Origin of the sequence: Streptomyces sp. Y20, from assembly GCF_043195475.1 — a bacterium.
Taxonomy (GTDB): domain Bacteria; phylum Actinomycetota; class Actinomycetes; order Streptomycetales; family Streptomycetaceae; genus Streptomyces.
In genome coordinates this window covers 72,481-98,229 of record NZ_JBIDDP010000006.1, presented here as the reverse complement: position 1 = coordinate 98,229, position 25,749 = coordinate 72,481, and the positions used below count along the sequence as shown (strand labels likewise).

Annotated in this window: 16 protein-coding genes; 9 read left to right on the top strand and 7 right to left on the bottom strand. The window is 73.5% G+C overall.

From position 1 onward, the window contains the following. The first annotated feature begins 83 nt into the window (after positions 1-83). Both ACGFT1_RS17160 and ACGFT1_RS17155 read left to right on the top strand, forming a co-directional pair. A complete protein-coding gene (locus ACGFT1_RS17160) occupies positions 84-4,544 on the top strand; it encodes an amino acid adenylation domain-containing protein (protein WP_373909788.1) in 4,461 nt (1,486 codons plus the stop codon). Next, a complete protein-coding gene (locus tag ACGFT1_RS17155; RefSeq protein ID WP_373909787.1) occupies positions 4,534-5,826 on the top strand; it encodes a cation:proton antiporter in 1,293 nt (430 codons plus the stop codon). The genes ACGFT1_RS17160 and ACGFT1_RS17155 overlap by 11 nt, the downstream gene beginning before the upstream one ends. A gap of 109 nt (positions 5,827-5,935) precedes the next feature. Here the strand turns inward: ACGFT1_RS17155 and ACGFT1_RS17150 are convergent, their stop codons facing one another. From ACGFT1_RS17150 to argG, 4 genes are all read right to left on the bottom strand, one after another. Next, complete coding sequence (locus ACGFT1_RS17150) at positions 5,936-7,678, bottom strand: NAD(P)/FAD-dependent oxidoreductase (RefSeq protein WP_373909786.1); 1,743 nt, start codon at positions 7,676-7,678, stop codon at positions 5,936-5,938. Between the two features lie 23 nt (positions 7,679-7,701). Continuing rightward, positions 7,702-9,498 (bottom strand): amino acid adenylation domain-containing protein, encoded by a 1,797-nt coding sequence (locus tag ACGFT1_RS17145; protein WP_373909785.1) that lies wholly within the window; start codon positions 9,496-9,498, stop codon positions 7,702-7,704. Between the two features lie 135 nt (positions 9,499-9,633). Then, the gene (locus ACGFT1_RS17140; RefSeq protein ID WP_373909784.1) at positions 9,634-10,389 is read right to left on the bottom strand and encodes a thioesterase II family protein; all 756 of its coding nucleotides are present in this window, start codon (positions 10,387-10,389) and stop codon (positions 9,634-9,636) included. A gap of 641 nt (positions 10,390-11,030) precedes the next feature. Continuing rightward, the gene (gene argG / locus ACGFT1_RS17135; protein WP_373909783.1) at positions 11,031-12,476 is read right to left on the bottom strand and encodes an argininosuccinate synthase; all 1,446 of its coding nucleotides are present in this window, start codon (positions 12,474-12,476) and stop codon (positions 11,031-11,033) included. Between the two features lie 352 nt (positions 12,477-12,828). On the opposite strand from argG, the gene ACGFT1_RS17130 reads away from it, so the two are divergent. Continuing rightward, positions 12,829-14,769, top strand: coding sequence for an ATP-binding cassette domain-containing protein (locus ACGFT1_RS17130; RefSeq protein WP_373909782.1), 1,941 nt, complete (start codon positions 12,829-12,831; stop codon positions 14,767-14,769). On the opposite strand, the gene ACGFT1_RS17125 is transcribed toward ACGFT1_RS17130, so the two are convergent. Beyond that, positions 14,766-15,341, bottom strand: coding sequence for a dienelactone hydrolase family protein (locus ACGFT1_RS17125; RefSeq protein ID WP_373909781.1), 576 nt, complete (start codon positions 15,339-15,341; stop codon positions 14,766-14,768). The genes ACGFT1_RS17130 and ACGFT1_RS17125 overlap by 4 nt on opposite strands. 503 nt (positions 15,342-15,844) lie before the next feature. On the opposite strand from ACGFT1_RS17125, the gene ACGFT1_RS17120 reads away from it, so the two are divergent. The 6 genes from ACGFT1_RS17120 to ACGFT1_RS17095 all read left to right on the top strand — a co-directional run bounded on the left by ACGFT1_RS17120 (position 15,845) and on the right by ACGFT1_RS17095 (position 23,374). Then, positions 15,845-17,035, top strand: coding sequence for a low temperature requirement protein A (locus tag ACGFT1_RS17120; RefSeq protein ID WP_373909780.1), 1,191 nt, complete (start codon positions 15,845-15,847; stop codon positions 17,033-17,035). Positions 17,036-17,226: 191 nt separating this feature from the next. Beyond that, positions 17,227-17,889, top strand: coding sequence for a hydrolase (locus ACGFT1_RS17115; RefSeq protein WP_373909779.1), 663 nt, complete (start codon positions 17,227-17,229; stop codon positions 17,887-17,889). Positions 17,890-17,926: 37 nt separating this feature from the next. Next, positions 17,927-18,451, top strand: a complete 525-nt coding sequence (locus tag ACGFT1_RS17110; protein ID WP_373909778.1) for a DoxX family protein — start codon at positions 17,927-17,929, stop codon at positions 18,449-18,451. Continuing rightward, positions 18,432-19,163 carry a YoaK family protein gene (locus ACGFT1_RS17105; protein WP_373909777.1) on the top strand — a complete coding sequence of 244 codons (732 nt, stop codon included), beginning with the start codon at positions 18,432-18,434 and terminating at the stop codon, positions 19,161-19,163. The genes ACGFT1_RS17110 and ACGFT1_RS17105 overlap by 20 nt, the downstream gene beginning before the upstream one ends. Positions 19,164-19,803: 640 nt before the next feature. Continuing rightward, on the top strand, positions 19,804-22,551 hold the full coding sequence (locus ACGFT1_RS17100) for an AAA family ATPase (protein ID WP_373909776.1): 2,748 nt from the start codon (positions 19,804-19,806) through the stop codon (positions 22,549-22,551). 85 nt (positions 22,552-22,636) lie between these two features. Continuing rightward, entirely contained in the window at positions 22,637-23,374 is a 738-nt protein-coding gene (locus ACGFT1_RS17095) for an alpha/beta fold hydrolase (RefSeq protein ID WP_373909775.1), read from the top strand. Between the two features lie 211 nt (positions 23,375-23,585). On the opposite strand, the gene ACGFT1_RS17090 is transcribed toward ACGFT1_RS17095, so the two are convergent. Beyond that, positions 23,586-24,680, bottom strand: coding sequence for a fatty acid desaturase (locus ACGFT1_RS17090; RefSeq protein ID WP_373909774.1), 1,095 nt, complete (start codon positions 24,678-24,680; stop codon positions 23,586-23,588). Between the two features lie 125 nt (positions 24,681-24,805). Next, entirely contained in the window at positions 24,806-25,654 is an 849-nt protein-coding gene (locus ACGFT1_RS17085) for an alpha/beta fold hydrolase (RefSeq protein WP_373909773.1), read from the bottom strand. Positions 25,655-25,749: the final 95 nt, after the last annotated feature.

The window sequence follows — 25,749 nt, the reverse complement described above, 5'->3', positions numbered from 1 at the left end:
GCCCCGACCCTACCCCTGGACCGACGCGCTCCTCACCGGGGACCGCTGTTTCCGGCCACGCGGCGGAAAGAGACTCCGCGGCAGTGCGCGCCCACTGGCTCGCGATGCTCCGGGGCATCCGGCGGGAACCCCTGCTGGAGCCGGACGGCGCGACCGCGCCGGTACCGGAGGCCGCGTTCGTGCCGGCCGGGCCGGCCGCGGCGCTGCGGCGCATCGCGGGCGACGACCCGGTCGGCCTGCACCTGCTGCTGCTCGCCGCCACGCGGCTGTGCCTGACCGCCTTCGGAGCGGCCGGGGACCTGGCCGTGCTCTGTGCCTCACCGGCCGACCCGGACGCCGAACTCGCCCTGCGGACACCGCTGGGCCCGACGACGCCGATGACCGAGTTCCTCACCGCCGCCCACGCCGACCTGCGAGCCGCGACCCCGTTCGCCTGGCGGCACCGTGGCGCACTGGCCGCGCAACTCCGGGCGGCGGGTGCGGCGGAGAGCGACGCCCTGTCCCAACTCGCCGTGCGGTGGCAGGAGCCCGGAGAGTCCGCAGGGCCCGCGCGTGCCGGGGTCGAGGTGCGCGGGCGGCTCGAGGAGGACGGCACCCTGCGCGTGGAAGCCGTGTCGGCGCACGGCCGGGTCCCGGTGGCCGCGGCCGGGCTGCCACGGTGTGTCGCCGCCGCGCTGACCGACCTCGGCCGCGATCCGCGGCGCCCCGCCGGGCAGGTGGACGTGCTCGGCGCGGACCAGCGCGCCGAGCTGGAGCGCTGGAGCGGACTGCCGCTGCCGGCCGCCTTCCCCGCCCTGTCGCTCCTCGACCTGGTCGACGCGACGGCCGCGCGGAGCGGAGACCGGATCGCCGTCGTCGACGGTGCCACCCGTCTGACGTACGACGACCTGATGCGGCAGGCGGCGCTCCTGGCCGGTGAGCTGCGCGCCGAGCACGGGGTCGGTCCCGGCGACCGGGTCGCCGTCCTGCTGCCGCGCGGCGCGGGCCTGGTCGTGGCCGTGCTGGCCGTCCTGCGGGCGGGCGCCGCCTATGTGCCCGTCGATCCCGGCCATCCGGAACAGCGCATCAGCCATCTCCTGCGGCTGAGCGGGGCCAAGCTCCTGATCGGCGACCGGCCGCCCGCCGACTGCGCCCTGCCGGCCGTGCCCTCGGCCCGGGTCCTCGGTGACCGGCCGGACGTCACGGCCGGCCCGTCACCCGCACCGCTGGCACGGCCCGGTGACGAGGCCGTCCTGTTCTTCACCTCGGGGTCCACCGGGCTGCCGCGCCCGGTGAGCATCCGGCACGACCAGCTGCGCCACAAGGTGGTCACCTCCGCGGCGCAGCTCGGCATCGACGCCGGCGTCCGGACCGCCCTGCTGTCCGCGCTCACCTCGGACGCCACGGCGTACCAGATCTTCGTGACGCTCGGCGTCGGCGGCACCCTGATCGCGATGGGAGCGCCCGACGAACTGGACCCGGTCACCTTCTGGGAGCGCGTCCGGGCCGAACGGGTCAGTCTTCTCAACTGCGTCCCGGGTCTGTTGTCGGCCATGCTGGAGGCTCTTCCGCCGACGGCCGGGCTGCCCCTGTCCCATCTGATCCTCGGCGGCGACGCCGTGCCGCGCGGCCTGATGGCCCGTACCGCGGGCCGGCTGCGCATCGGCACGCTGGTCAACCTCTACGGCCCGTGCGAGGCGACCGTGGAGTGCGCGTCGTACGTGTGCCCCGGCGACCGGGCCGCCGAGCTGATGTCGGTGCCCATCGGCTCCCCGTCCCCGGGCTTCGGCGTGCTCCTGGTGACGCGGTGGGGCGTGCCGGCGCCCGTCGGCGTCCCCGGGGAGATCTATGTCGCCGGCCCCGGTGTGGCGGCCGGCTATCTCGACGCGCCGGAGGCTACGGCGGAGCGCTTCGTCCCGTGCCCGGCAGGCGACGCCGGCCACAGCTTCCGCACGGGCGACCTCGCCCGCTGGAACGCCGACGGCACGCTGGACTTCCTGGGCCGGATCGACAGCCAGGTCCAGCTGCACGGCCAGCGCGTGGAGCCGGGCGAGGTGGAGCAGGCGCTGGTGCGGCTGGCCGGGGTGCGGGAGGCGGTGGTGCTGCCCCGCCCTGCCGGCGCCGACTCGGTGACGCTGGCCGCCTGGTACACGGCCGACACCCCGGTCGAACCGGCCGTCGTACGTTCCCGGCTGGCCGAGGGACTGCCCGCGCACATGGTGCCCCGCCTCCTCACCCAGCTGCCCGCACTCCCCCGGACACCGCACGGCAAGATCGACCGGGCCGCGCTCGCGGCCTCGCCCGATCCCCGGACCACGGAGGTCTGGGCGACGTACGACGACGCCTCACGGACGGTCGCCGACGCCTGGGAGAGCGTGTTCGGGCAGCCGCCCCGCTCCGCCGACGAGGATTTCTTCGAGGCGGGCGGCCACAGCCTCACCGCCGCCCAGCTGGTCAGTGCACTGTGCGCCGTGGAGCCGGAGTGCGGGGTCGCCGTACGGCAGATCTTCACCGCGCGGACCCCCGGGGCGCTGGCCGAGGCCGTACGCAAGGGCCTGGACGACGCACGGCCGTCCCCCGCCGCGCAGGCCGCCTCGCCAGCCGCCGCTCCCGGGCCGCAGGCGCCCGGGGAGCCGCTGCCGGCCACGATCGAGGCGAGCAACGCGCAGCGGCGCATGTGGCTGCTGGAGGCGCTGGACGAGGGCGAGTCGCGTGCCCACAACATGGTGGAGGCGTACGAGCTGGACCGTCCCCTGTCCGAGGAGGCGCTGCGCGCCGGAATGCGCGCGGTGGTGGCCCGGCACGAGTCGCTGCGCACCACTTTCGATCTGCCCTCGGACGGCTCGGGCGCGCGACTGCGGCAGGTCGTGCACGACACCGGTGGCCCGGACCTCGCTCCGCTGGTCCAGGTGGTCGCGCCCGAGCACTTCGAGACCGCCCTCGCCCGCGCGCGGGACGAGGAGAGCAGGTGGCGTTTCGACCTGGCCACGGGCCCGCTGTTCCGGCTGCGGTACCTGAGCGCCGAGGGTCAGCGGCCCGTGCTGCTGTTCAACGTCCACCACTGCGTGAACGACGGCTGGTCGTACACCGTGCTGCTGCGCGATCTGCTCACGGCGGCCGGCGCCACCGAGGCGGGGCGGCCCGCCGAGCTGCCCCCGCTGCCCGGCTACCGTGCGCACACGCGGGCGCTGGCGGACCGGCTGGCCGCGCGGAACGGGGCGGCGCACTCGGCGTACTGGCGGCGGACGCTCGGCGATCTCCCGCCGCTCCCCCCGCTGCCCGCCGACCACCCGCCGGGCGCAGTCCGCGACAGCGCGGGCGGGCAGGCGCGTGTGCCCCTGGACGAGGAACTGACGGGCCGGCTGCGCGCGGTGGCCGTACGGGCCTCCGCCACACCGTTCATGGTGTGCGTAGCGGCCGCCCGCGTGCTGCTGCACCGGCTGACGGGCCTCGCGGACCTGCCGCTCGGCACGGTGGTGGCCGGCCGTTCGGCGCCCGGACTGGCGGAGGAGGTCGGCCTGTACGCCAACACGGTCGTCCTGCGCACCGCGCTGGAGCCGGCGGACTCCTTCACCACGCTGCTGGACCGGGTCCGCCGGACGGCCCTGGACGTCCAGGAGCACGAGGAGTACCCGTTCGACCGGCTCGTGGAGGACCTCGCGCTGCCGCGGACGGCGGGCCGCAATCCGCTGTTCGACGTGCTGGTGGAGACGGCGATGTCGCCGGCCGTCACGGCCGGCGAGGGCGACGGCCGGCGCACGGCCCGGCATCTGGACGAGCCGCCGCAGGTCGGTGACTTCGACCTGTCGTTCGGTTTCCGGCTGCCGGAGCCGGGCACCGCCCACCCCGCGGAGATCCGTGTCGGCCACCGCCTCGACCGGTTCACGGCGCACAGCGCCGCGCGCATCGGCGAGCAGCTGCGGGAGGTCCTGCGGGCCGTCCTGGACGACCCCGACGCGCCGCTTGCCGCGCTGCCCGCACTGTCCGCCCCGGCGGCCGACGCCGCCGGTGGACCGGCGCGCACCACGACCGACCTCGCCCTGTCGGAGAGCGCCGTACGGGCCCTGGCCCGCATCAGTGGCGGGCGGGCGGCCGAGGAACTCGTGGTACTGACCTCCGCGGTGGCGCTGCTGACCGCCGGCTGCGGCGGACCGGGCGGCCTTCAGGTGCAGCGGGCGGCGGCGCGTGTCCGCTGCCCGGTGGACGTGGCCGTCGCGACCACCCCGGCCGACCTGGTCGTGGCGGTGGACCGGGCGGTCCGGACGGCGGCCCCGGCCCACGGCCTGCCCACGGTGCTGGTCGCCTCCGAGGCCGTCGCCCCGCCGGCCGGCCGGGTGCCGCTGAGCGTGACCCTGCTCGCGGCGCCCCGGACCGGCCGGCGGGTGCTACGGCTGGAGGCGGACCCGCAGGAGGCCGGACAGCGCACGGCCCGGGCGCTGCGCCAGGGCCTCGACCAGGCACTGAGCTGCTTCGCCCAGCCCCGGGAACCCTTCCCGGACGGCATCACCACGCCTGCCGCATCCGTGCCGCACGGCGCCGACAAGGGGGAAATCCGTGAGTCCTGACCTGGCCATCACCCATCTCATAGGAGCGGCGGCGGTGATCCTGCTGGCCGCCCACGCGGGCGGATGGGCGTCCCGCAGACTCGGCCAGCCCACCATCGTGGGCCAGCTGATCGCCGGCATCGCCCTCGGCCCCAGCCTGCTGTCCCAACTCCCCGACTCCGTCGGGGACACGCTGTTTCCCCAGGCCATAGCGCCGATGCTGACCGGTCTGAGCCAGGTCTCGCTGGTGCTGTTCCTGTACGTCGTCGGGTACGAACTCGACCTGAGCCTGTTGCGCGGGAGGTCGCGGACCACGCTGACGGTCGCCGCCGCGGCGTTCGCCGTGCCGATGGCGGTGGGCGCGGGCGCCGCGCTGCTGTTCCACGGCACGCTGGAGAAGCTGGGCGTCCCGCACCACCTGTCGGCGAGTTCGGTCCTCTTCCTGGCCGTCGCGCTGTCGATCACCGCCGTACCGGTGCTGGTCGTCGTCGTGCGGGAGAACGGGCTGGCCGGGACGGTTCCCGGTGTCCTCGCCGTCTCGGCCGCCGGCCTGATCGACATCGTCGGCTGGGCGGTCCTGCTCGGCACCCTGATGCGGGGCGAGGGCGGCGGTTCCGGGATGTCACTGCCGGTACGCCTGCTCCTGCTCGTGGTCTTCGTCGTCGTGATGGTCTGGCCCGCGCGGCTGCTGCTGAAGCGCTTCCACCGTTTCCCCGGTGTCTCCGCGCAGCCCCGGCTGGCACTGCTGATCGGGTTCGCCTTCACGGCCGCGTGGGCGACCAGCGCGCTCGGCCTGCACGTCATCTTCGGGGCGCTGCTCGCCGGGGTGGTCACGCCGCGGGAGCCCGACGGCACCCTGGACCCGGAGCTGGTGCGCTCGCTGGACAGCGTGGGCTCGCTGCTGCTGCCGTTCTTCTTCGTGGTGTCGGGCCGCAGTGTCGCCGTCGGCGCGCTGGGCGGCACCGCCGTGGCCGTGCTGGCAGTGGTCACGGTGCTCGCCGTGGTCGCCAAGGTGGGTTCCGGGGCGCTGGCGGCGCGTGCCTGCCGGCTGGACAACCGTACGTCGCTGACGATCGGGGTGCTGCTCAGCACCCGCGGTCTCACGGAGCTGATCGCTCTCAACGCCGGTCTCCAGGCGGGGCTGTTGAGCGGACCGCTCTACACCGTGTTCGTGCTGATGGCGATCGCGACCACACTGCTGACGCAGCCGTTGCTGATGCTGTGCCGCCGCCTGCCGGCGGCGGACGCCGACCCGCGGCCCTCCGCCGGGCCGGTGTCGGCGGCGGCGCCCCGCGGCCACTGACGGATCCCGGCGGTGCGGGTGCCACGGGTACGGGTCGCCCACTGCGGCACCGCATGAGGACAGCGGGTTCACCTCGGGGAGGTGAACCCGCTGTGCGGGGTGGGGCGGACTACTGCCGGACGGGCGACGAGACCCGGTACAGCCGGCGCAGTTCCTCTTCGAGCTTCTTGACCTCGTCCAGCCGGGGCCGGCTCTTCGGCGTGAACAGGCCGTCCTTCTCCCAGCGGTCCGGGTCCAGGCTCAGTGCCGAGACGTTCAGCCAGCCGCGGGAGCGGACGGTGTCGAGGTGCTCGGGCAGCGCGTCCTCCAGGGCCAGGTAGAACAGGACGTGCGCCAGTTCCTCGATGCGGTCGATGCCGTCGCGGATGCTCACCAGCACCTGGCCGAAGGCCGGGGTCTCGGTGTCGTCGGCGGGCAGGTTCTGCACGAAGAGGCGGGCGAGGGTCGGCAGGTCGTCGAAGTAGTCGATGTAGTCGAACTCGAAGACACCCCGATAGCTGCCCGACCATGCCTTGAGCAGGTTCATGACGGCGCCCTGGGTCGCCACCACGGGGGCACCGAGCGCGCTGAGTGTCGTACTCGCGGACTCGTCCAGGTACGTCTTGCCGTAGAACTGGGGGTCGGAGAACGCCCACCCCACGTAGTAGTCCCAGATCGTCTTCAGGGACATGATCACCGGGTTGTCGTGGAAGGCGTACGAGCCCTGGATGTTGTGGGTGAGTCCTTCGGCAAGCGACAGGAACCACCGGTTGGCGTAACGGACGAAGTCCGCCTGGAAGGACCCCGCCCGGTCACGGCCGATCATCTCGGTGACGAATCCGTTGGCGTAGCCGATCAGGTTCGAGCCCACCGAGTAGTAGGGGTCCGCGAAGACCGCGGCGTCCCCGACGCACGCCCATCGGTCCTGGGAGAAGACCTGGTGGGAGGAGTGGCTGTAGTTCTTCAGGACCCGGAAGTCGAGCACCGGCAGTTCGCGGATCGCCGGGTCGAAGCCGGGGACGCGGTCGACCACGAAGTCTATGGCCTTCTCGATCCGGTTGTACTTGGTGACCGGATGGAGTTCGTCGCTCACGACGATGCCGACGCTGGTGTGGTTCGGGGCCAGCGGGATGGCCCACACCCAGCCGCCCTCGAACATGAAGTGGTTGGTGGAATGCCACCGGGGCTCGTCCGCGCGGTCGTGCCAGGCCGTCTTGTCCGGCGCCACCAGCTCGTCGGTGTCCAGGCGTCCTTCGAGGCGGAACCAGACGGAGTTGTGCGGCTTGGGATACCGCTTGGTGAGTCCCAGCTTGCGCTGGAGGAGCCGGTGCCGGCCGGTGGCGTCGACGACCCAGCGGCAGGTGACGGTGGTCGTCTCCGGGTTGTCCCCGTCGTCGCTCTGGTACGTCACCCGGTGCGGTGCGTCCTGCTCGCCCAGCTCGATGTCCAGGACGCGTACGCCCTGGGTGAGTTCGGCCCCGGCGCCGGCCGCCACCACCCGCAGGTGCTCCTCCAGGGAGCCCCGGTTCAGCTGGTAGGACTTCGCCGGCAGGAACCGGTTGACGCCGAACTCGGATTCCAGGTGGAAGTCGGGGTGGTCGCCGTAGAAGTAGCGCAGCCCCAGCTTCTCCAGCTGGTGTTCCTCGAGGTAGTCGCGGATGCCGACGACCGCGGCGAAGTAGTGGGCGCCCACCTCGACCGTCGATTCGCCCACCTTGAACGCGGACAGCGGAATGGGCGAACGCTCGCGCTCGCACACGAGGACGCTGAGCGAGGGGTAGGCGTCCTTGAGCTGCTTGGCGAGGCAGAGCCCGGCCAGGCCACCGCCCGCGATGACCACGTCGTGGTCGACGCCCGTGAACTCCGTCTCCATGGAATCAGTACCGCCCTGTCCGCTCAAGGTTTACCCACCTCGCTGCTCTGCCGGCTCTCGATGATGAGAGCCAGGCTCCGTATGGTTCTGCCCGTGTAGGGATCCGAGTTGTCCAGCTGGACCCCGAGGCTCTCCTCCACGTCGGCGACGAGGTCCATCACGCTGAGGGAGTCGCCGCCGAGTTCGAAGAAGTCGTCGTCCAGGCCCACTGCGAGGGGGGCGAAGATCTTCCGCCAGATCCCGAGGAGCACCGATTCGGCCGGTGACGCCGGCTCGGGCGCCGGGCCCGCCGGAGAGGTCGTGTCGGAGTACAGCGCGGCGAGGGCCGCTTCGTCCACCTTGCCGTGCGCGGTGACGGGCACGGTGTCGATCGGGATGATCGCCGACGGGACCATGTAGTCCGGCAGGCTCTCCTGCGCCGTCGCCCGCAGGCGTTCGACGTCGCTCGCCGTGGGACCGACGACGAAGGCGACCAGACGGGGCGTCGCCGAGGTGACGTCGCGGCGCAGCAGGACGACGTGGTCGACCGAGTCGTCCTTCGTGAGGGCCTCGGCCACGTCACCCAGGTCGACGCGCCGGCCCCGGATCTTCACCTGCTGGTCCCGGCGCTCCACGAACTGGAGATTGCCGTCCTCGTGCACCCGGACGATGTCACCGGTCCGATAGACCCGCTTTCCGCCGAAAAACGGCGGCGAGGGCACGAAGAAGCTTTCCTCGGTCTGCTCCGGATTACCGAGGTAGCCCCGGGCCAGGCGGGCTCCGGCAAGATAGAGCTCGCCCGTGCCGCCCGGCTCCACCGGTTCTCCGTCCTCGCCCACCACGAAAGCCTCGGTGTGATCGATGGGCTTTCCGATGAGCACGTGCGGATCCGAGGCGCCGAGGGGGTGGACCGTAGAGCACACGGAATTCTCGGAGGGGCCGTATTCATTGAGGAGTTTCACGTCGGGAAGCCGGGAGAAATGCTCACGAACGAGACTGGAGGTGAACCATTCCCCGGCGATCGTGATACTTCGCAACGCCTTGGTCGATTGTGCGTTCATGCCGGCGAGGAGACGGCTGTAGAGCGCCGGGGTGATGAGGAAGTGCGAGACCTCCCGCCGCTCCATCAGGCCGGTGAGATAGCGCCGGTCCGTGATGCGGTCCCGGGCGGGCAGGAGGAGTCGTGCTCCGGAGGTGAGGGCACAGAAGGTGTCGGCCACGGAGCTGTCGAACGAGGGCTGCGGCATGGCGAGCGTCGTGTCGTCCGGGCCGAACCCGTAGTAGGCATTGCGCCAGGTCAGCGTCTTGACGATGGCGTGGTGCTCGACCGCTGTCGCCTTCGGTGCCCCGGTGGTGCCCGAGGTGTGGATCACATAGGCGAGGTCCGTGGGTGTCGACAGCGGTGCCGGATCGGTGTCCGGGGTGTCGAGGGTGGCGCTCATCACGTCCGTCACGAACAGCGCGCCGCCGAAGAACGCGGCGCCGGCCGCGGCGGAGGACTCGACGAGGAGCGCTCTGGGCGCCGTGTTCTCGATGATGCGGTGCGTCACGGCCGGCGGGTTGTCCGGATCCAGCGCGACATAGGCACCGCCGGCCTTGAGCGCGGCGAGCATGCCGATGACCACACTCGGCGGATGCCGTACGAGAATGGCCACCCGGTCGTCCGGGACGACTCCGGCGGTGTCGCGCAGGTAGTGCGCCAGCTTGTTGGCTCTGCGGTTCAGTTCGCCGTAGCTGATGCATTCGCCCTCGTACTCCAGAGCGATATTATCGGGAGCTTTTCGGACGCTTTCCTCGAAAAACTGGTGCAGGGTCCCCGGTTTGTCGGGTGCTATCGCCACATGTTCCCCCTGTGCGAATACCGTGAATCCTCGACCTCCGCAGCCTATCCGTCGTCAATCGAACACTCAAGGGGGACTTCTCTGCATTGCGTGCGGCCCGGGTGGATAAACCGGGCCATTCCCCGGACGACCGAACTAGACATCGAGCGCGCGGGCGAGCGCGCCGATCGTCGCGGTCGGCGAGTTCTGCGGGAAGAAGTGCCCGCCCGGTACCGCCGCGAGCCGGAAGGGGCCGGCGCACAGCGCGCGCCAGGTGGCCGCCACGTCGGCCGTCACATCGGCGTCCTCGTCCCCGTACAGCGCGGTGACGGGTGTGGCCAGGTGCGGTCCGTCGAGCGGCGGACGGAAGGAGGCGTGCGCGGTGAGGTCCGCGCGCAGCACGGGGAAGAACCGTTCCCGGAACGCGGGGCGGTCGAGTCCCGCGGGGTTCGCGCCGAGACGCTTCCACAGCAGCTCGATCTCGTGGTCGTCCCCGGGGGCCCGGGGTGTCGCCGGTCCGGGTGCTCCGGCCGCCAGTACGACGAGGTGGGCCGGCGGGCGCCCCAGTTCGGTCAGCCGGAGCGTCAAGGCGTAGGCCAGGCACGCCCCGAAGCTGTGTCCGGCCAGGACCAGCGGCTGCTGAAGGGCCATCACATCCGGCAGGACGTCCGCGACGAGGTCGGGCACGGAGTCCAGCAGTGCCTCGCGCCCGCGCGCCTCCCGCCCGGGCGGAACGTGGGCGTAGAGGTCGATCCGGTCGGGGAGTGCGCGCCGCCAGGAGGCGTAGGCCGTCGCCCCTCCCCCGGCGTGCGGGAAGCAGACGAGGCCGGCCCGGTGCGCCGGGTCCCCCGCCTCGCCCGGCGGACCGAAGCGGTGCAGGGACACGCCGCTGGGACCGGAATTGTTCTGCATGTGCACACCACCCAAGGGGATCCACGACGAGTACTGCGTGAGGGGCGTCCGGTTCGTGACGAGGCGCGTGCCGCCCGGCGGGTGCCGGCGCGGCGGCCTGCGGGTCACGGCCTCCGGGGTGGCGTCCGGCGGCGTCTGGTGGCAGCAGCCATGACCTCACGTACCCGTGGTGCGGCAGTGGGCGTCTGGTGTGCTGGCACGGCGCTCCCTTGAGAGGTGGACGGGGCTGGCGTGGTGCCCGGGTTCGCGGCCCGGCCTGTCCCGGCCCGGCCGATACGACGGCGACGTGGGGTCGTTGTGGTACGCGGCCCGTCCCGGGGGGATGTGTGCACTGGCGTGCGGTGGCGGCGTACCGCCTGGTGACGTGTGTCTGAGTGAGCCCCGCCTTGTGGCTTCCATGTCTATCACAGTCCCCCGATCATGGACCTGACTATTTTGCGCCACGGTGGCGCGGGATCGCCGCCGGTGCGACAGTCGTCGCGAGCGGCACGTACGCGGCGTGCACGCGGTGCGGGAGCGGGGTTCCAGCACGCACGGGGCGCGGTCCCCACACGCGCGGTTCCGGCGGGCGGACGGCAGCGGGCCCCGGCGGTGCGGCACCGCCGGGGCCCGTCGCGCGGGGACGTGTGACCGGCGGCCGGTCAGTCGGCGCCCGACTCCATCGCGGCGCGGTCCAGCATCTCGTCACCGGCGGCGGCCTCGCCCCGGGAGGCGATGACCTCTGCGCCGCCCTCCGGCATGCTGCCGATCAGGCCGGTGGCGGCCGCCTGGGCGGCGCCGATGGCGGGATGGCCGGTGCCGATCAGGCCGAGTCCCGCGTACTGCTCCAGACGCGCGCGGGAGTCGGCGATGTCGAGGTTGCGCATGGTGAGCTGGCCGATGCGGTCGGAGGGGCCGAACGCGGAGTCCTCGGTGCGCTCCATGGACAGCTTGTCCGGGTGGTAGCTGAACGCCGGGCCGGTGGTGTCGAGGAGCGAGTAGTCCTCGCCGCGCCGCAGCCGCAGGGTCACCTCGCCGGTGACGGCGGCGCCGACCCAGCGTTGCAGCGACTCGCGGACCATCAGCGCCTGCGGGTCCAGCCAGCGGCCCTCGTAGAGCAGCCGGCCGAGGCGGCGGCCCTCGTTGTGGTATTGGGCGACGGTGTCCTCGTTGTGGATCGCGTTGACCAGGCGCTCGTAGGCGATGTGCAGCAGGGCCATGCCGGGGGCCTCGTAGATGCCGCGGCTCTTGGCCTCGATGATCCGGTTCTCGATCTGGTCCGACATGCCGAGGCCGTGCCGGCCTCCGATGGCGTTGACCTCCATGACCAGTTCGACCGGCGAGGCGAACTCCTTGCCGTTGACGGCCACCGGGCGGCCCTGGTCGAAGCCGATCGTCACGTCCTCGGGCGCGATCTCGACCTCGGGGTCCCAGTGCCGGACACCCATGATCGGCTCGACGGTCTCGATCCCGGTGTCCAGGTGCTCCAGGGTCTTGGCCTCGTGGGTGGCGCCCCAGATGTTGGCGTCGGTGGAGTAGGCCTTCTCCGTGCTGTCGCGGTACGGCAGCCCGTGCGCGAGCAGCCACTCCGACATCTCCTTGCGGCCGCCCAGCTCGGTCACGAAGCCGGAGTCCAGCCAGGGCTTGTAGATCCGCAGATGCGGGTTGGCGAGCAGACCGTAGCGGTAGAACCGCTCGATGTCGTTGCCCTTGAAGGTGGAGCCGTCACCCCAGATCTGCACGTCGTCCTCGAGCATGGCCCGCACCAGCAGGGTGCCGGTGACGGCGCGGCCGAGGGGCGTGGTGTTGAAGTAGACGCGCCCGCCCGAGCGGATGTGGAACGCACCGCAGGCCAGTGCGGCCAGGCCCTCCTCGACGAGGGCCGCCCGGCAGTCGACCAGGCGGGCGACCTCGGCGCCGTAGCTGGTCGCGCGGCCGGGCACCGAGGCGATGTCGGGCTCGTCGTACTGGCCGATGTCGGCGGTGTAGGTGCACGGGATGGCGCCCTTGTCGCGCATCCATGCGACGGCGACCGACGTGTCGAGACCGCCGGAGAAGGCAATGCCGACGCGCTCGCCGACGGGAAGGGAAGTGAGGACCTTGGACATAGGAAGAGTATGCAAGATTCCACATCATCATGCAGACCCCTGGGGGGTGATACTCGGCGCACATGTGCCGGCTGTGCACGCATAAGAGGCGAATGGTCACGCTCAGTACCGGGCGGCCTTCATTCGCCGGCCGGTCCCGCGCCTCCACGCCGTCCGGGCCGAGGCACGCTCGGCGTTTCGGTCACCGCCCGTTCCGGGCCGGGCCCTTGTGCGGCAAGGACCGGTGCGCTGGCGGGCTCCGGTGTGGGCGCGATCCCGGGCTTCCCGGCACGGCCGAAACACATGTGTTCGAGAACCCCGCCGGGTCGTTGAGCCTTCCGAGCCAGCCGCGCGACCGTCGAGGGGGACCACGTTGACTTCGGCCAGCACACAGGGACAACCGATTCCCGGCCCATCGGGCACGATCCCGCCCGACGCCGCGCACAGCGCCCAGGACGAGGAGTTCCTGTACCGCGACGAGTCCCGGCTCCGGGCCGGCGCGCAGATGACGACCGGCACGATGGCGCGGCGGTTGCCCGCGCTGGTCCTGCGGTCCCTGCGGATGGCGTGGCGGGCGGACCGCGGCGCCACGGCCGGACTGCTGGCGTGCCAGGCCGGCACCGGCGTTCTCTCCGCCCTGGGGCTCCTCGCGGTCACAGGGACGATCACCGCGCTGATCTCGTCGGGTGACCTCACCGAGCGCCTGCGGGACGCGGCCCCCCAGCTGGCGGTCATCGCCGCGGCCACCGGTGCGCGCGCCCTGCTGGGCATCATGGTGACGTGGCTGACCGGACGGCTGCGGCCGGTGCTGGCCCGGGCTGCCGAGCTGACGATGATCGAGGCCGCGCTCGGCGCGGAGCCGGCGGCGCACAACCAGCCGGGTTACAACGACTTCTACGACATCGCCGACCGGGGCGCCCAGGTCACTCCGGACCTGGTCGACGAGGCGCAGAACGTGCTGGCCGCCACGGCGACGCTCGCCGCCGGCGCGGCCGTCCTCGCCGTGCTGCACCCCGCGCTGCTCCCACTGCTCCTCCTGGCGTGCCTCCCGCAGGCCGCCGCGTACGTGCGGGCCGCGCGCGTGCTGTACCTGGCGGCCCTGGAGACCTCGGGACGGCGGCGGATGCTGCACAAGCTCCGCTGGCACATGGCCTACGCGGAGTCCAGCGAGGAGATGCGGGCCTGCCTGGCCGGGCCGTTCCTCCTCGGCCGGTACCGGCGGCTCGCCGCGTCCGTCAACGCCGCGGAGCGCAGGGCAGCGGATTCCGGCGTGTGGATGGGGCTGGCCGGCGCGGTCGCCGGCGGAGCGGCGTCGGCCGCGGTGTGGGCGGCGCTGCTCTGGCTCCTGGCCTCCGGCCGTATGAACCTCGCGGCCGGAGGCGGCGCCGTCTTCGCCCTCCAGACGGCGACCGGATCCGTGCGCGGCATCATCAACAGCGGGGCCCGGCTGATCCGCACCGGCTGGTACGTGCAGGACTGGCAGAAGTTCCTCGACAACGCCCACGGGCAGGCCATGGCCGCTTCCCGGGGCGGCGGGACGCTGCCCGGGCCGCCCGAGCGGTTCGAGGTCCGCGACGTCACCTACCGGTACGACGGCGCTCCCGGGGACAGTCTCAGCGGGGTGTCCCTCCAGGTGCGGCGCGGGGAGATCGTGGCGCTGGTCGGGGAGAACGGGTCGGGCAAGTCGACCCTGTCCCGGCTGCTGTGCGGTCTGCTGCTGCCCACGTCCGGCGACGTGGCGTGGGACCACGTCAGCACGGCGGAGCTGGCGCCCTGGGAAGCGTGGAAGCACGTCGCGCTGGCCCCGCAGACGTACACCCACCTGCCGCTGACGCTCCGCGACAACATCACCTTCGGGCAGGGCGACACCAGCGACGCTGCCGTCCTGGCCGCCTGCGAGGCGTCCGGGGCGGCGGACCTGCTGCCGGGTCTGCGGTCGGGTCTCGACACCCTGCTGACGTCGGAGTGGTTCGGTGGCCAGCAGTTGTCCGGCGGACAGTGGCAGCGGGTGGTGCTCACCAGGGCGTTCCACCGGAGCGCGGCCCTGCTGGTGATGGACGAGCCCACGGCCGCCCTGGACGCGCGGGCGGAGCACCGCGTCTTCACCGGACTGCGGGAGCTGGCCAAGGAGCGCGCGATCCTGCTGATCACACACCGGCTCGCCAACGTCGCGGTGGCGGACCGGATCGTCGTCCTCGACGAGGGACACGTGGTGCAGGAAGGGACGTACGCGCAACTCACCCGGCAGCCCGGGCTCTTCCGGACCCTGTGGGAACTCCAGCAGCGCACGGGCGGGGAGGCCGGCGGCCACTAGGGAGTGGGCCGGGGGGCGAGGAAGTCCAGGACCCGGCGCCAGGTCAGCCCGGCCGCGGCCGGGTCGTGGTCGGGGAGCCCGGGGTCGGTGTAGCAGTGGCCGGCGCCCGGATAGCGGAAGACCTCCAGGTGGACGCCCCGCTCCCGGGCCGCCCGGTGCAGCGCGGCGACGCGCTCGGGCGGTGCGAAGTCGTCCGGTTCGGCGGCGTGCAGCTGTACCCGGAGCCCCGGACGGGCGGACGCGGGAAGGTCGGCGGTGGCGTGCAGGAGAAGGACACCGGCGGCAGCGGGACGTTCGGGCCAGACCTCGCCGACCACGCCCGCGCCCATGGAGACACCGGCCAGCACCGTCTCGTCCGGCATGCCGTCGAGGGACTGCCGGGCACGATGGGCCACGGCTGCCCAGCCGACCCGGTCGAGCAGCCGGAACCCCTGGTCGAGGGTGGCCGCGGTCTCGCCGCCGAAGAGGTCGGGCGTGACGACCTCGTGCCCGGCACGCCGCAGCCGCTCGGCGGCGAGCAGGTCGGCCGGGCGCAGACCGAGAACCGAGTGGAACAACGCGACGTGCGCCATGGCGTCATGGTGCCGTACGGCGGGCTCCGGATCGCCGCGATCGCCTGCGCAGTGGCGCCGGACCACTCCGGGGCGGTGCCAGCCCGGGGCGCGCGCGGCGCTCCCCCGGCTGGCACCGCCCCGTTCGCCCCGGCGGATCAGGGCACCGTCCCGGACCGGAACCCGAGGGGGTCCGTTCGACATCGCGGGCGGCGTCGGGTCGTGCCAGGTCCGCGCCCGGACGGGACCACTGACGCCGTCCCGCGCCCTCCGCGTCCCGCCGGGGCCGCTCGAGGCGCCCGGCAAGCGGTGTGTGCGCGCGGGGGCAACTTCTCGTGCGCCCGCAGGCTCAGCCGGCCGCCCGGTCCCCTCTACGCTCGCGACGGCTGCCCGGGCCGACGGGCGCGAGGAGAGGAACAACAGTGGGCGAACGGGCCGGCGCGGTGCTCCCCGGTGTCACGGGTCGCCGTCTCACGGGGCGTACACCGCGAGGCGTCGCGGGGCGGCTGCGTCCCGGAGGGACCATGCGGGGTCGGGATCCCGGGGAAGAGCACCGGACGGCCACGTCCCTGGAGCTCCTCTTCGACCTGTGCTTCGTCATCGCCGTGGCGGAGGCCTCCCGGGGGCTGAGCGCCGCGGTGGCCGGCGGGCACGCCGGCTCCGGCGCCCTGCGTTTCGCGCTGGTCTTCTTCACGGTCTGGTGGGCGTGGATGAACCTGACCTGGTTCGCCTCCGCCTACGACCCGGACGACGTGCCGTACCGGTTGACGGTGCTGGCGCAGATCACCGGTTCACTCGTGCTGGCGGCGGGGGTCACCCGGGCCTTCCAGGACGGTGACCTGCGGATCATCACCCTGGGGTACGCGGTCCTGCGGACCACCCTGGCCGCCCTGTGGTTGCGGGCCGCACGGTCGGATCCGGTCCGGCGCCGGACCGCGCTGCGTTTCGCCGCCGGGGTGACGCTGTGCCAACTGGGATGGATCGGGCTGCTGTTCCTCCCGGCGCAGGCGCGGTTGCCGGCGATCCTCGTGATGATCGCCGGCGAGCTGGCGGTCCCGGTGTGGGCGCAGTCGGCGGGGACGACCCCGTGGCATCCGCGTCACATCGCGGAGCGCTACGAGTCGTTCGTCCTCATCGTGCTCGGCGAGTCCGTGGCCGCCGCCACCAGCGCGGTCCGTGACGCGCTCGGCCGGCACCGCGACTCCGGCGCGCTGTACCTGCTGGCGGCGGGCGGTCTGCTCATGGTTTTCGCCATGTGGTGGCTGTACTTCGCCCGGCCCGCGCACACGATCCTCGCCACGACGCACCGGGCGGCCCGCAGGAGGTTCGTCTGGGCGTACGGCCACTTCCCGGTCTTCGCCTCGGCCGCGGCCGAGGGCGCCGGCCTGGCCGCGTACGCCGTGCTGACCCAGCGCCACGGTGACGCGGTGCCCCTGGCCGCGCGTGCCGCGGTCACCGTGCCGATGGCGGTGTTCCTGTGCACGGTGTGGGCCGTGCACGTGCGCCCCCACCGGCGTGGCGGTGTCGAGCGGTTCGCGTTCCCCGCCGTCGCCGTCGCGGTGCCGGCGGCCGCCTTCACGCCGGCTCCCGCGCTCGTCGCCGGCCTGCTGTGCGCGGCGCTCGTCATCGTGGTCACCCGGGCCGACCGGGCCGCGTGCACGGGGAGACCAGTGGGGGTGCGCGCAGAGGAAGGGCGCCACGCCGACGGTGCCTAGCGTGAGGGCGGGGCCGGCGCGACCGCGCTGTGCACCGCTTCCCCGATCCGTCCTCCGAAGTCCAGGAAGGGGCCGGGCTCGGCGAGCCGCCCCTTCCTGGTTCCCACCCGCCGGTGCCGTCCCTCCGGACGGCGCCCCTCCACGGCACGGACAGCGGTCCGTGCCGTCCCGTACCCGAAAGGCCCACCCTCATGGTCGACATTTCCAAGGTCACCCCCGCTCCCGGCCCGGACCTGCTCACGCCGGACAACTGCGCCGTGCTGTTCGTGGACCACCAGCCGCAGATGTTCTTCGGCACCGGCAGCGGTGACCGTACCGCCATCATCAACGCCACCCTGGGCCTGGCCAGGTCCGCCAAGGCGTTCGACGTCCCGGTCGTGCTGAGCACCGTGGCCGCCGAGTCCTTCTCCGGCCCGATCCTCCCCCGGCTCGCGGAGGTCTTCCCCGACCAGAAGATCATCGACCGCACCAGCATGAACGCCTGGGAGGACGCCGCCTTCGTCGAGGCCGTGAAGGCCACCGGCCGGCCCAAGCTCGTCATCGCCGGTCTGTGGACCGAGGTGTGCGTGGTGCTGCCGACCCTGTCCGCGCTGGCCCAGGGCTACGAGGTCTACGTCGTCACCGACGCCTCCGGTGGTGTCAGCCCCGAGGCCCACGAGCACGCCGTGCAGCGCATGATCCAGGCCGGCGCCGTCCCCGTCACCTGGGTGCAGGTGCTGCTGGAGCTCCAGCGCGACTGGGCTCGCACGGAGACCTACGCGGCCGTGACGGACGTCGTGAAGGAGCACGGGGGCGCCTACGGCCTCGGCATCGTCTACGCCCAGGCCGTCATCGGCGCCCACGCGGCCGGCTGACCCGCACCACCGACACGTCAGGAACAGGCAGGAGAAGATGAACACGGGACTGCTGGTGCTCCGGCTGGTGGTGGGGCTGCTCATCGCCGGGCACGGGGTGCAGAAGGTGAGTTTCCACCTCGGCGGCCACGGTCTGGCGGGCGGGACCGAGGAGTTCCGCCAGGACGGGTTCCTGGGCGGCCGGCTCACCGCCGTCGTCGCCGGGACCAGCCAGATCGGGGCCGGCCTGTTCCTGGCCGCCGGGCTGCTCACTCCCCTGGCGGCGATGGCCGCCATGGGCGTGATGACGGTCGCGGGCACCGTCAAACGCGTCCACGGCCTGTGGGTGCAGAACGACGGCTACGAGTACCCCCTCGTCCTCGTCGCCGCCTGCGCCGCGCTCGCCCTCACCGGGCCCGGCCGCTGGTCCCTCGACCACGCGGCCGGGCTCACCCCCTGGCCGGTGTGGATCGTCCTCCCGGCCCTGGTGACCGGCCCGACCAGTGGCCTGCTCACCCGGGCGGTCCTGCACCGCGCCCCGGCCCCGACCCGAGGAGTCCCCCATGCGCAAGCTGCTGACTGACGCCGCGCGTACGCTCGTACCGCCCGCCGGGGACCGGCACGGGCCGCTGGCCCCGCTGCTGCTCACCCTGACGCTGGTCACCGGTCTGGTCGACGCCGTCAGCTATCTGGCGCTCGACCACGTCTTCGTCGCCAACATGACCGGCAACGTCGTCTTCCTGGGGTTCGCTCTCGGCGGTGCGGCGAACCTGTCGGCGCTCGCCTCCCTCACCGCCATCGCCTCCTTCCTGCTCGGCGCGCTCGCCGGAGGGGCACTCGGCACCCGGTTCGCGACGCACCGGGGCCACCTGCTGAGGGCGGCCACCGGGGCCCAGACGGTGCTCGTGGCGGTGGCCGTCGTCGTGGCCGCCTGTGCGGACGGCCGGGTCACCACCGGCGTCCAGTACGCGCTCATCGTGTTCCTGGGGCTCGCGATGGGGTGCCAGAACGCCGTGGCCCGGCGGCTGGGCGTCCCGGACCTCACCACGACCGTGCTGACCCTGACGCTGACCGGGCTGGCCGCGGACTCCACACCGGCCGGCGGCGAGGCCCCCCGGCCCGGCCGCCGGATCCTGTCCGTCCTCGCCATGTTCACCGGTGCCCTGGCCGGAGCCCTGCTGCTGCGCCACGGCCATCTGGTCCTGACCCTGGGCCTCGCGCTCGCGCTGCTGGCGGCCACGTCCGTCACGGTCCACCGGCTCTCCGCCGCGAATGCCGGCTGGAGCCGTCCCTGACCCGCCCTGTCCCGCCCCGACCGGCGCCCCGGCGTCCCCAGGGGCGCGGTCGCGGTGTGCTGCCCCTGCCGGAGTGCGTCGGGTTCTCCTCGCCGGTCGGCGCGGATCGCATCGCGAGTCTGCCCCGCCGTGCGGACCGGGAGGGGGGCGACGCCCCGGTGCGGCTTCTCCGTCCGGTTCGTGGCGGCCATCCGCCAGGGTCCGTTGACCATCACTTGGCAGCGCCCACACCCGCGTCCCACCGTCCCTGCCGTCCTCGCCCCGCCGGGGCTTCCGCGGCGCTGCCCGCCGGCCGTTGACGCCCCCGCCCGGGCTTCGCGGCGCTGCCTTCCATGGTTGCCGGCCGTCCCCGTCCTGGGAGGGCCCCTCGGAGCTGTCCGCCGTACGTTCCCGTCCCGCGCCGACCGCCCCTCCCGTTCGGCCCGGCCCCTCGCGGGCCAGCCCGCCGTACGCCCCCGCCCCCGCCCCCGCCCCCCGGATGTGCGCAAACCCGTCGTTCCTTGTCATAGTGTCCCCGGCGTGTCGTCCGCCGGGGCCGGAGCCGGGCTCCGGTACCGGCAGCCGGCGTGACGGAGCGGAGTCACCGCTCGCGGGGCGCTCCCGGCTTCGGCGGTGGGCGCGGAACACGGAAGGGGCGGGAGTGACGGCGGCAGACGGATCGCTGTCCCGGGACGGTCTGCGCGGCCGGGAGGCCGAGCAGGAGAGGGTGCGGTCCCTGATCGCGGCGGTGGCCGGGACCGGAAGCGGCGCGCTGGCCCTGATCGAGGGCGAGGCGGGCATCGGGAAGACCGCGCTGCTCGCCGAGGCCGTCACCCGGGCCCGCGCCGCCGGATTCGCGGCCGGTGTCGGGAAGGCCGACGAACTCCACCACATCGCGCCCCTGTCGTCACTGGCGGCGAGCCTTCTGCACGGCGACCGGCCGCTGCTGTCCGGTGACGCCTTCACCGACCTCGCCGGCAGCCACGACCAGCGGATCTGGCTCGTGGAGCGGCTCGCGGAGGCGATCGAGTCCAGAGCCCGCGGCGGCCCGGTGGTGATCGCTCTGGACGACATCCAGTGGGCCGATCCGCTGAGCCGTTTCGCCCTGAAACACCTGCCGGCCCGCCTGCGGACCTCACCCGTCCTGTGGGCGCTGACCAGGCGCCAGGGTCCAGGCGGGCCGCCGGAGGAGATCGCCACGGCCGCGCGCGAGGCGCTCACCACGGTCACGGTCGCCCTGGGCCCGCTGTCCGGCCCGGCCATCGGGCAACTCGCCGGAGACGTCCTGGGCGCGGCCGTCGACGACCGGGTGCGGCAGCTGCTCGAAGGCGCCGGCGGCAACCCGTTCCTGGCCGTCGAGATGCTCACGGGCCTGCGCGCCGCCGGTCCGTCGGGCGAACCCGTGCCCGAGGGCCTGGTCGTGGGGGTGCGCGGCAGGCTCGCCTCCCTGCGGCCCGGCACGCTGCGCTTCCTCCAGATGGGGTCCGTGCTGGGCCGCGCCTTCGCCTTCCCGGCCGCCGCCGCCCTGTGCGGCCGGCCGCCCGCCGCGCTGCTGGAGGCGCTGCAAGAGGCGGTCCACGCCGGACTCCTGGACGACGAGGGCGACCAACTGGTGTTCCGGCACGACCTGCTGCGCCAGGCGGTCTACGTCGACATCCCGCCGTCGGTCCGCAAGGCGCTGCACCGGGAGGCGGCCGGCCATCTCGTCGCCGCCGGCCACCGGCCGATCGACGCCGTCTCGCACATCCTCAGAAGCGCCCGGCCCGGCGACGAGGAGGCGGCCGCGCTGCTGCACCGGGCCGCCGACGACGTCCTGCCGGTCACCCCCGGGCTGGCGGCCGACCTCATGACGCGCGCGCTGGATCTGGTGCCGCCGCCACGCCCGTCGGGATTCGCGGCCGGGGAGCGGGCGATCATCTGCCTGACCCGCGCGGGCCGGGACCGGGAGGCGCTGGCCGCCGCCGACCGGCTGCTGGCCTGCCGGCCGCCCCTCGACACCTTCGGCCGGATCCAGGCGGCCCTGGGCGGGGCCCTGTGGAGCATGGACCTCGCCGACGAGCTGCGCCGCCGTACCGAGGCCGCCCTGGCCGTCGGCGGGGCCGCCCCCGAGGTCGCGGCACGGCTGGCCGCGCTCCGGGCGCTCGCCCTGTCCCGGGGGGAGGACCTGGTCGCGGCGCGCACGGCCGGGGAGGACGCCCTGCGTGACGCCACCGCGGCCCAGGACCGGGAGGCGCATGTGCTGGCCCTGTCCGCGCTCGGTGAGATCGCGCAGAACGCCGGGGAGAACGCCCTCGCGCTGAAACGATTCGCCGCGCTCAGCGCCGTCGACGGCGCCTACCTGCCCGAGGAGATCGTCGCGCACCTGCACCTGGACGACTTCGCCTGCGGTGAACGGCTGCTGCAGCGGGCGGCGGACGACGCAAGCTCACCCCGGCAGGCGATGCTCCAGTGGGCCCAGGCCCAGTACCAGCTGGGGCTGGGCCGGCTCGACGACGCGGAGACCGCCTTCGTGACGATGGAACGTCTGGAAGATGACGTAAAGGCCGTCGTCCAGCAGGTGAACGCGCGGGTGGTCCGTTCCCGGATCGCCCTGCTGCGCGGCGACCGGGACAGCGCTCGCCACCACCTGGCCGCCGCGCGGGAGAGACGGACGAGGAGACCGAACCCCGGCAATACCGCCGTGGTCCACTTCCTGGAAGCCGTGCACGCCGACGCCGACGGGGACGTCGCAGCGGCCGTCGAGGCGATCCGGCGGGTGCAGCGGGTGGGACCGTTCATGCGCTGGCGGCTGCTGCGCGACTGGGTCGACGCGGCGGTGCGCATGGCGCTGCGCGGTGCGGAACACGCGCTCGCCGAGGACCTGGCCGCGCAGGCCGGGGCGCACGCCGCGCGGAACCCGGCGGTACCCACCGCCACCGGTCTCGCGGCGCACACCATGGGCCTGGTCCGCAACGACCTCGGCCTGCTGGAACACGCGGTGACACTGCTCCGGGCGAGCCCCCGCCCGCTGGTCCGGGCCGCCGCGTGCGCCGACCTCGGGCCGGCCCTGCTGGCGGCGGGACGCAGGACCGAGGCGGTGACCGTCCTGACCCAGGCCCACGGCCTGTACGCCGCATCCGGCGCCCATGCCCCGGCGGCGTCCGTGTTGCGGCTCCTTGAGCGCGGGGGGGCCGGCAGCCGCCGGGCGCAGGCCGCGCCGCACCCCGTGCAGGGCTGGGAGGCGCTCACGGCCTCGGAGAAGAAGGTCGCGCGGCTCATCGCGGAGGGCCACACCAACCGGTCGGCCGCCGAGACTCTGGTGGTCTCCCCGCACACGGTCAACACCCATCTCACGTCCGTCTTCCGCAAGCTGTCGGTCAACTCCCGGGTGCAGCTGGCCAATCTGGTGGCCTCCCTGGGCGAGAACTGAGCGCCCGGGTTGGTACGTTCGCGTGAGGCGCGGCGCGGCCGACGGCGCTTGGCTGGCCCATCGAACCCAGCCGGAGGCCACCGCCATGCACAGACCCACCGCCGTACCCCCGACCGTCGTGCTCGTGCATGGGGCGTTCGCCGACGCCTCCTGCTGGAGCGGGGTCATCGGCCACCTGCGGGCCGCCGGGCTGGCCGTCGCCGCCCCCGTGAACCCGCTGCGCGGCCTGGCGCACGACGCCGCCTGCCTCCAGGCCCTCCTGGACCGGGCGGACGGGCCGGTCGTCCTGGTCGGCCACGGCTACGGCGGCGCGGTCATCACCCAGGCCGCCGCGTGCGACGGCCTGCTGGCGCTGTGCTACGTCGCGGCGTTCGGCCTCGACGCCGGAGAGTGCGTCCAGGACGTGCTGTGCCGCTTCGCCCCCACCCCGATGGCGGACGCCACCGTCACCGCAGGAGGCCGCGGCGAAATGTACATCCGGGCGGAACGGTTCGCGCAGGTGTACGCCGGCGACCTCCCGTCCCGTACCGCACGCCTGCTGGCCGCCGCCCAACAGCCTCTCGACAGGCTGGCGTTGACCGAGAGGTCCGGCCTTCCGGCGTGGGCCTCCACCCCGTCCTGGTACGCCGTCGCCACCGCCGACCGGATGCTCAACCCCTCCGCCCAGCGGTTCATGGCCCAGCGCATGACGGCCACCGAACATGCGCTGGACGCCTCGCACGCCGTCGTTCTGTCCCAGTCGGAGGCCGTGGCGGCGATGATCCGGGAGGCCGTCGCCCACGGCATGGCCCGCGGCGACGGCCACGGCCCTGCCCCGGCGTGAGCCGCCCGCGTCCGCCCGCGAGCGGTGGGGGCGGGAACGGAGAGGGCGCGGCGGCAGTCGGCGGGAGGTGGCCCGGACCTCTCCGGCCAGGTGGACCAGGGCGGTGACGTTGTCCCCGACTCCGTCGACGGCGAGGACACGCCACTGGTCCGCACCTGAGCGGCGCAGGGGACGGCGGCGGACCGTCCGGCCGGCCCCGCGGCCACCGCCGTCACGCGCCCTCCGGGTGTCCGGACGCCCGGCGCTGCCGCCTGATCGGTTCCCCCACGCGGTGCAGATGGGTGAGGGCCTCGCGGTAGGACCGGATCAGCCCGGTCTCGTGGTAGGGCACCCCGACCTCCGCGCAGTACGCGCGGACGAGGGGCCGGGCCCGTCGCAGATGAGGCGTGGGCATGCTCGGGAACAGGTGGTGCTCGATCTGGTGGTTGAGCCCGCCGAGCAGTACGTCGGTGAGCCGGCCGCCTTGCACGTTGCGGGAGGTGAGGACCTGGCGGCGCAGGAAGTCGGGCTGCTCGTCACCGGTGAAGGTGGGCATGCCCTTGTGGTTGGGGGCGAAGGTGCAGCCGAGGTAGACACCGAAGAGAGCCTGGTGCACGGCGAGGAACGCCACCGCCTTGCCGGGGCTGAGCACCAAAAGCAGCGCGGTCAGGTAGCCCGCGATGTGCAGGAGGAGCAGGGCCCCCTCCAGCGGGCGGTTCTTCACGGCCGGTGAGCGCAGCGCCCGCACGCTCGAGACGTGCAGGTTGAGGCCCTCCAGGGTGAGCAGCGGGAGGAACAGCAGTGCCTGGTGTCCGCCGATGAGCCGGGCCACGCCGCGGCTGGCGCGGGCCTGCCCGGTGGACCACACGAGGATCTCGGGGGCGACATCGGGGTCGAGTTCCTCGTGGTTGGGGTGGGCGTGGTGGCGGGTGTGCTTGCCCATCCACCAGCCATAGCTCATCCCGATCCCGAGGTTGCCGAAGAGCCGGCCCCAGGTCTCGCTCGGCCGCCGCCGCCGGAAGACCTGGCGGTGGGCCAGGTCGTGTGCCGCGAGGGCGACCTGTCCGAACACCAGGGCCAGGAAGGCGGCCACGGCCAGCTGCCACCAGCTGTCACCGAGCGCGAGGAACGTCCCCCAGCCGGCCGCCAGCAGCGCGATCACCGTACCGAGCCGTGCCGTGTAGTAACCGGGGCGCCGCTCGAACAGGCCCGCCTCGGCGACGCGCCGGGACAGCCGGGCGTAGTCGCTGCCGGCGGTGGAGCAGGGCGTTCCGGATCGGGCGGCGGGCGCCGCGGACTCGGGGGAGGCGCCGGTGGAAATCGTCATGCGTCGAGTCTGGGCACGGCCGCCCGGCCGGAACAGCCTGCCAGTCACCGGGACGGGCGGGGGGCTGCCTCCACCCGGTTCCGGTAGTTCTCCCCACCCCGGCGCGCCCGGCGTGCGGTCCGCGCTCAGTGCTCACCGGGCAGGGGGTGCGCCCCGACGAAGTCGCGGATCTCGGCGACGAGGGCTGCGGGGTTGTCCAGTTGGACCAGCGTGCGGGCGTCCGGGATCTCCACGTAGCGGGCGTCCGGGAGCAGTCGGGCCAGCCGGCGGCCGGTCTCGGGCGGCATCATGCGGTCCTCGGCGCCCCAGGCGACCAGGACCGGGCGGGTGAACGCGGGGAAGTTCCGGGCCGCTTCCAGATAGCAGTCCCGCCGGGTGCTGCGCAGGAACCGCGCGAAGTCCCGCCGGATGTGACGATTCGTCAGCAACGGCTGGTACCAGCGGGCGATCAGTTCCTTCGGCAGCCGCGTTCTCGCCATTCCGCCGAGCGAGGTCTCCATACGGGCGAGGAAGGGGAAGCGGAAGGACTGGATGAGCAGGAACAGCGCGCCGGGGATCCGGCAGGCCGCGGTCAGCAGCCGGCCCTGGGTACCGGGCGGGTAGTTGTCGAGGGCCTCGCAGGAGGTGAGGACCAGCCGGGCGATGCGCTCGTCCCGTACACCCAGCAGGAGTTGCGCCGTCCCGGTGTCGTTCTGCACGAGGGTGACGTCGCGCAGGTCCAGACCGTCCATGAACTCGGCCAGCAGGCCGGCGACGCCGTGCGCGGAGAGGTCCGCGCCGGGGCGCATGGGGCGCCGGTGGCTGCCGGTCGGCAGGACGGGGATCAGCACCCGGAAGCCGGGGCTCAGTCCGCTGACGACGTCGGCCCAGACCGACTCGTCGAAGCCGAGGCCGGGGACCAGGACCACCACCGGGCCGCTGCCTCCCGTGTCCTCGTAGTCGATGGTTCCCGCGCTGAGTTCGATCTCCGGCATGTCCGTGCCTCCGACTCGGTTGGCTGCCAATGCCTCTGCCAGTGTCACTGTCACTATGGGAGGTCTTCGACAGCTGGACCGGCCGCCCGGGAGAC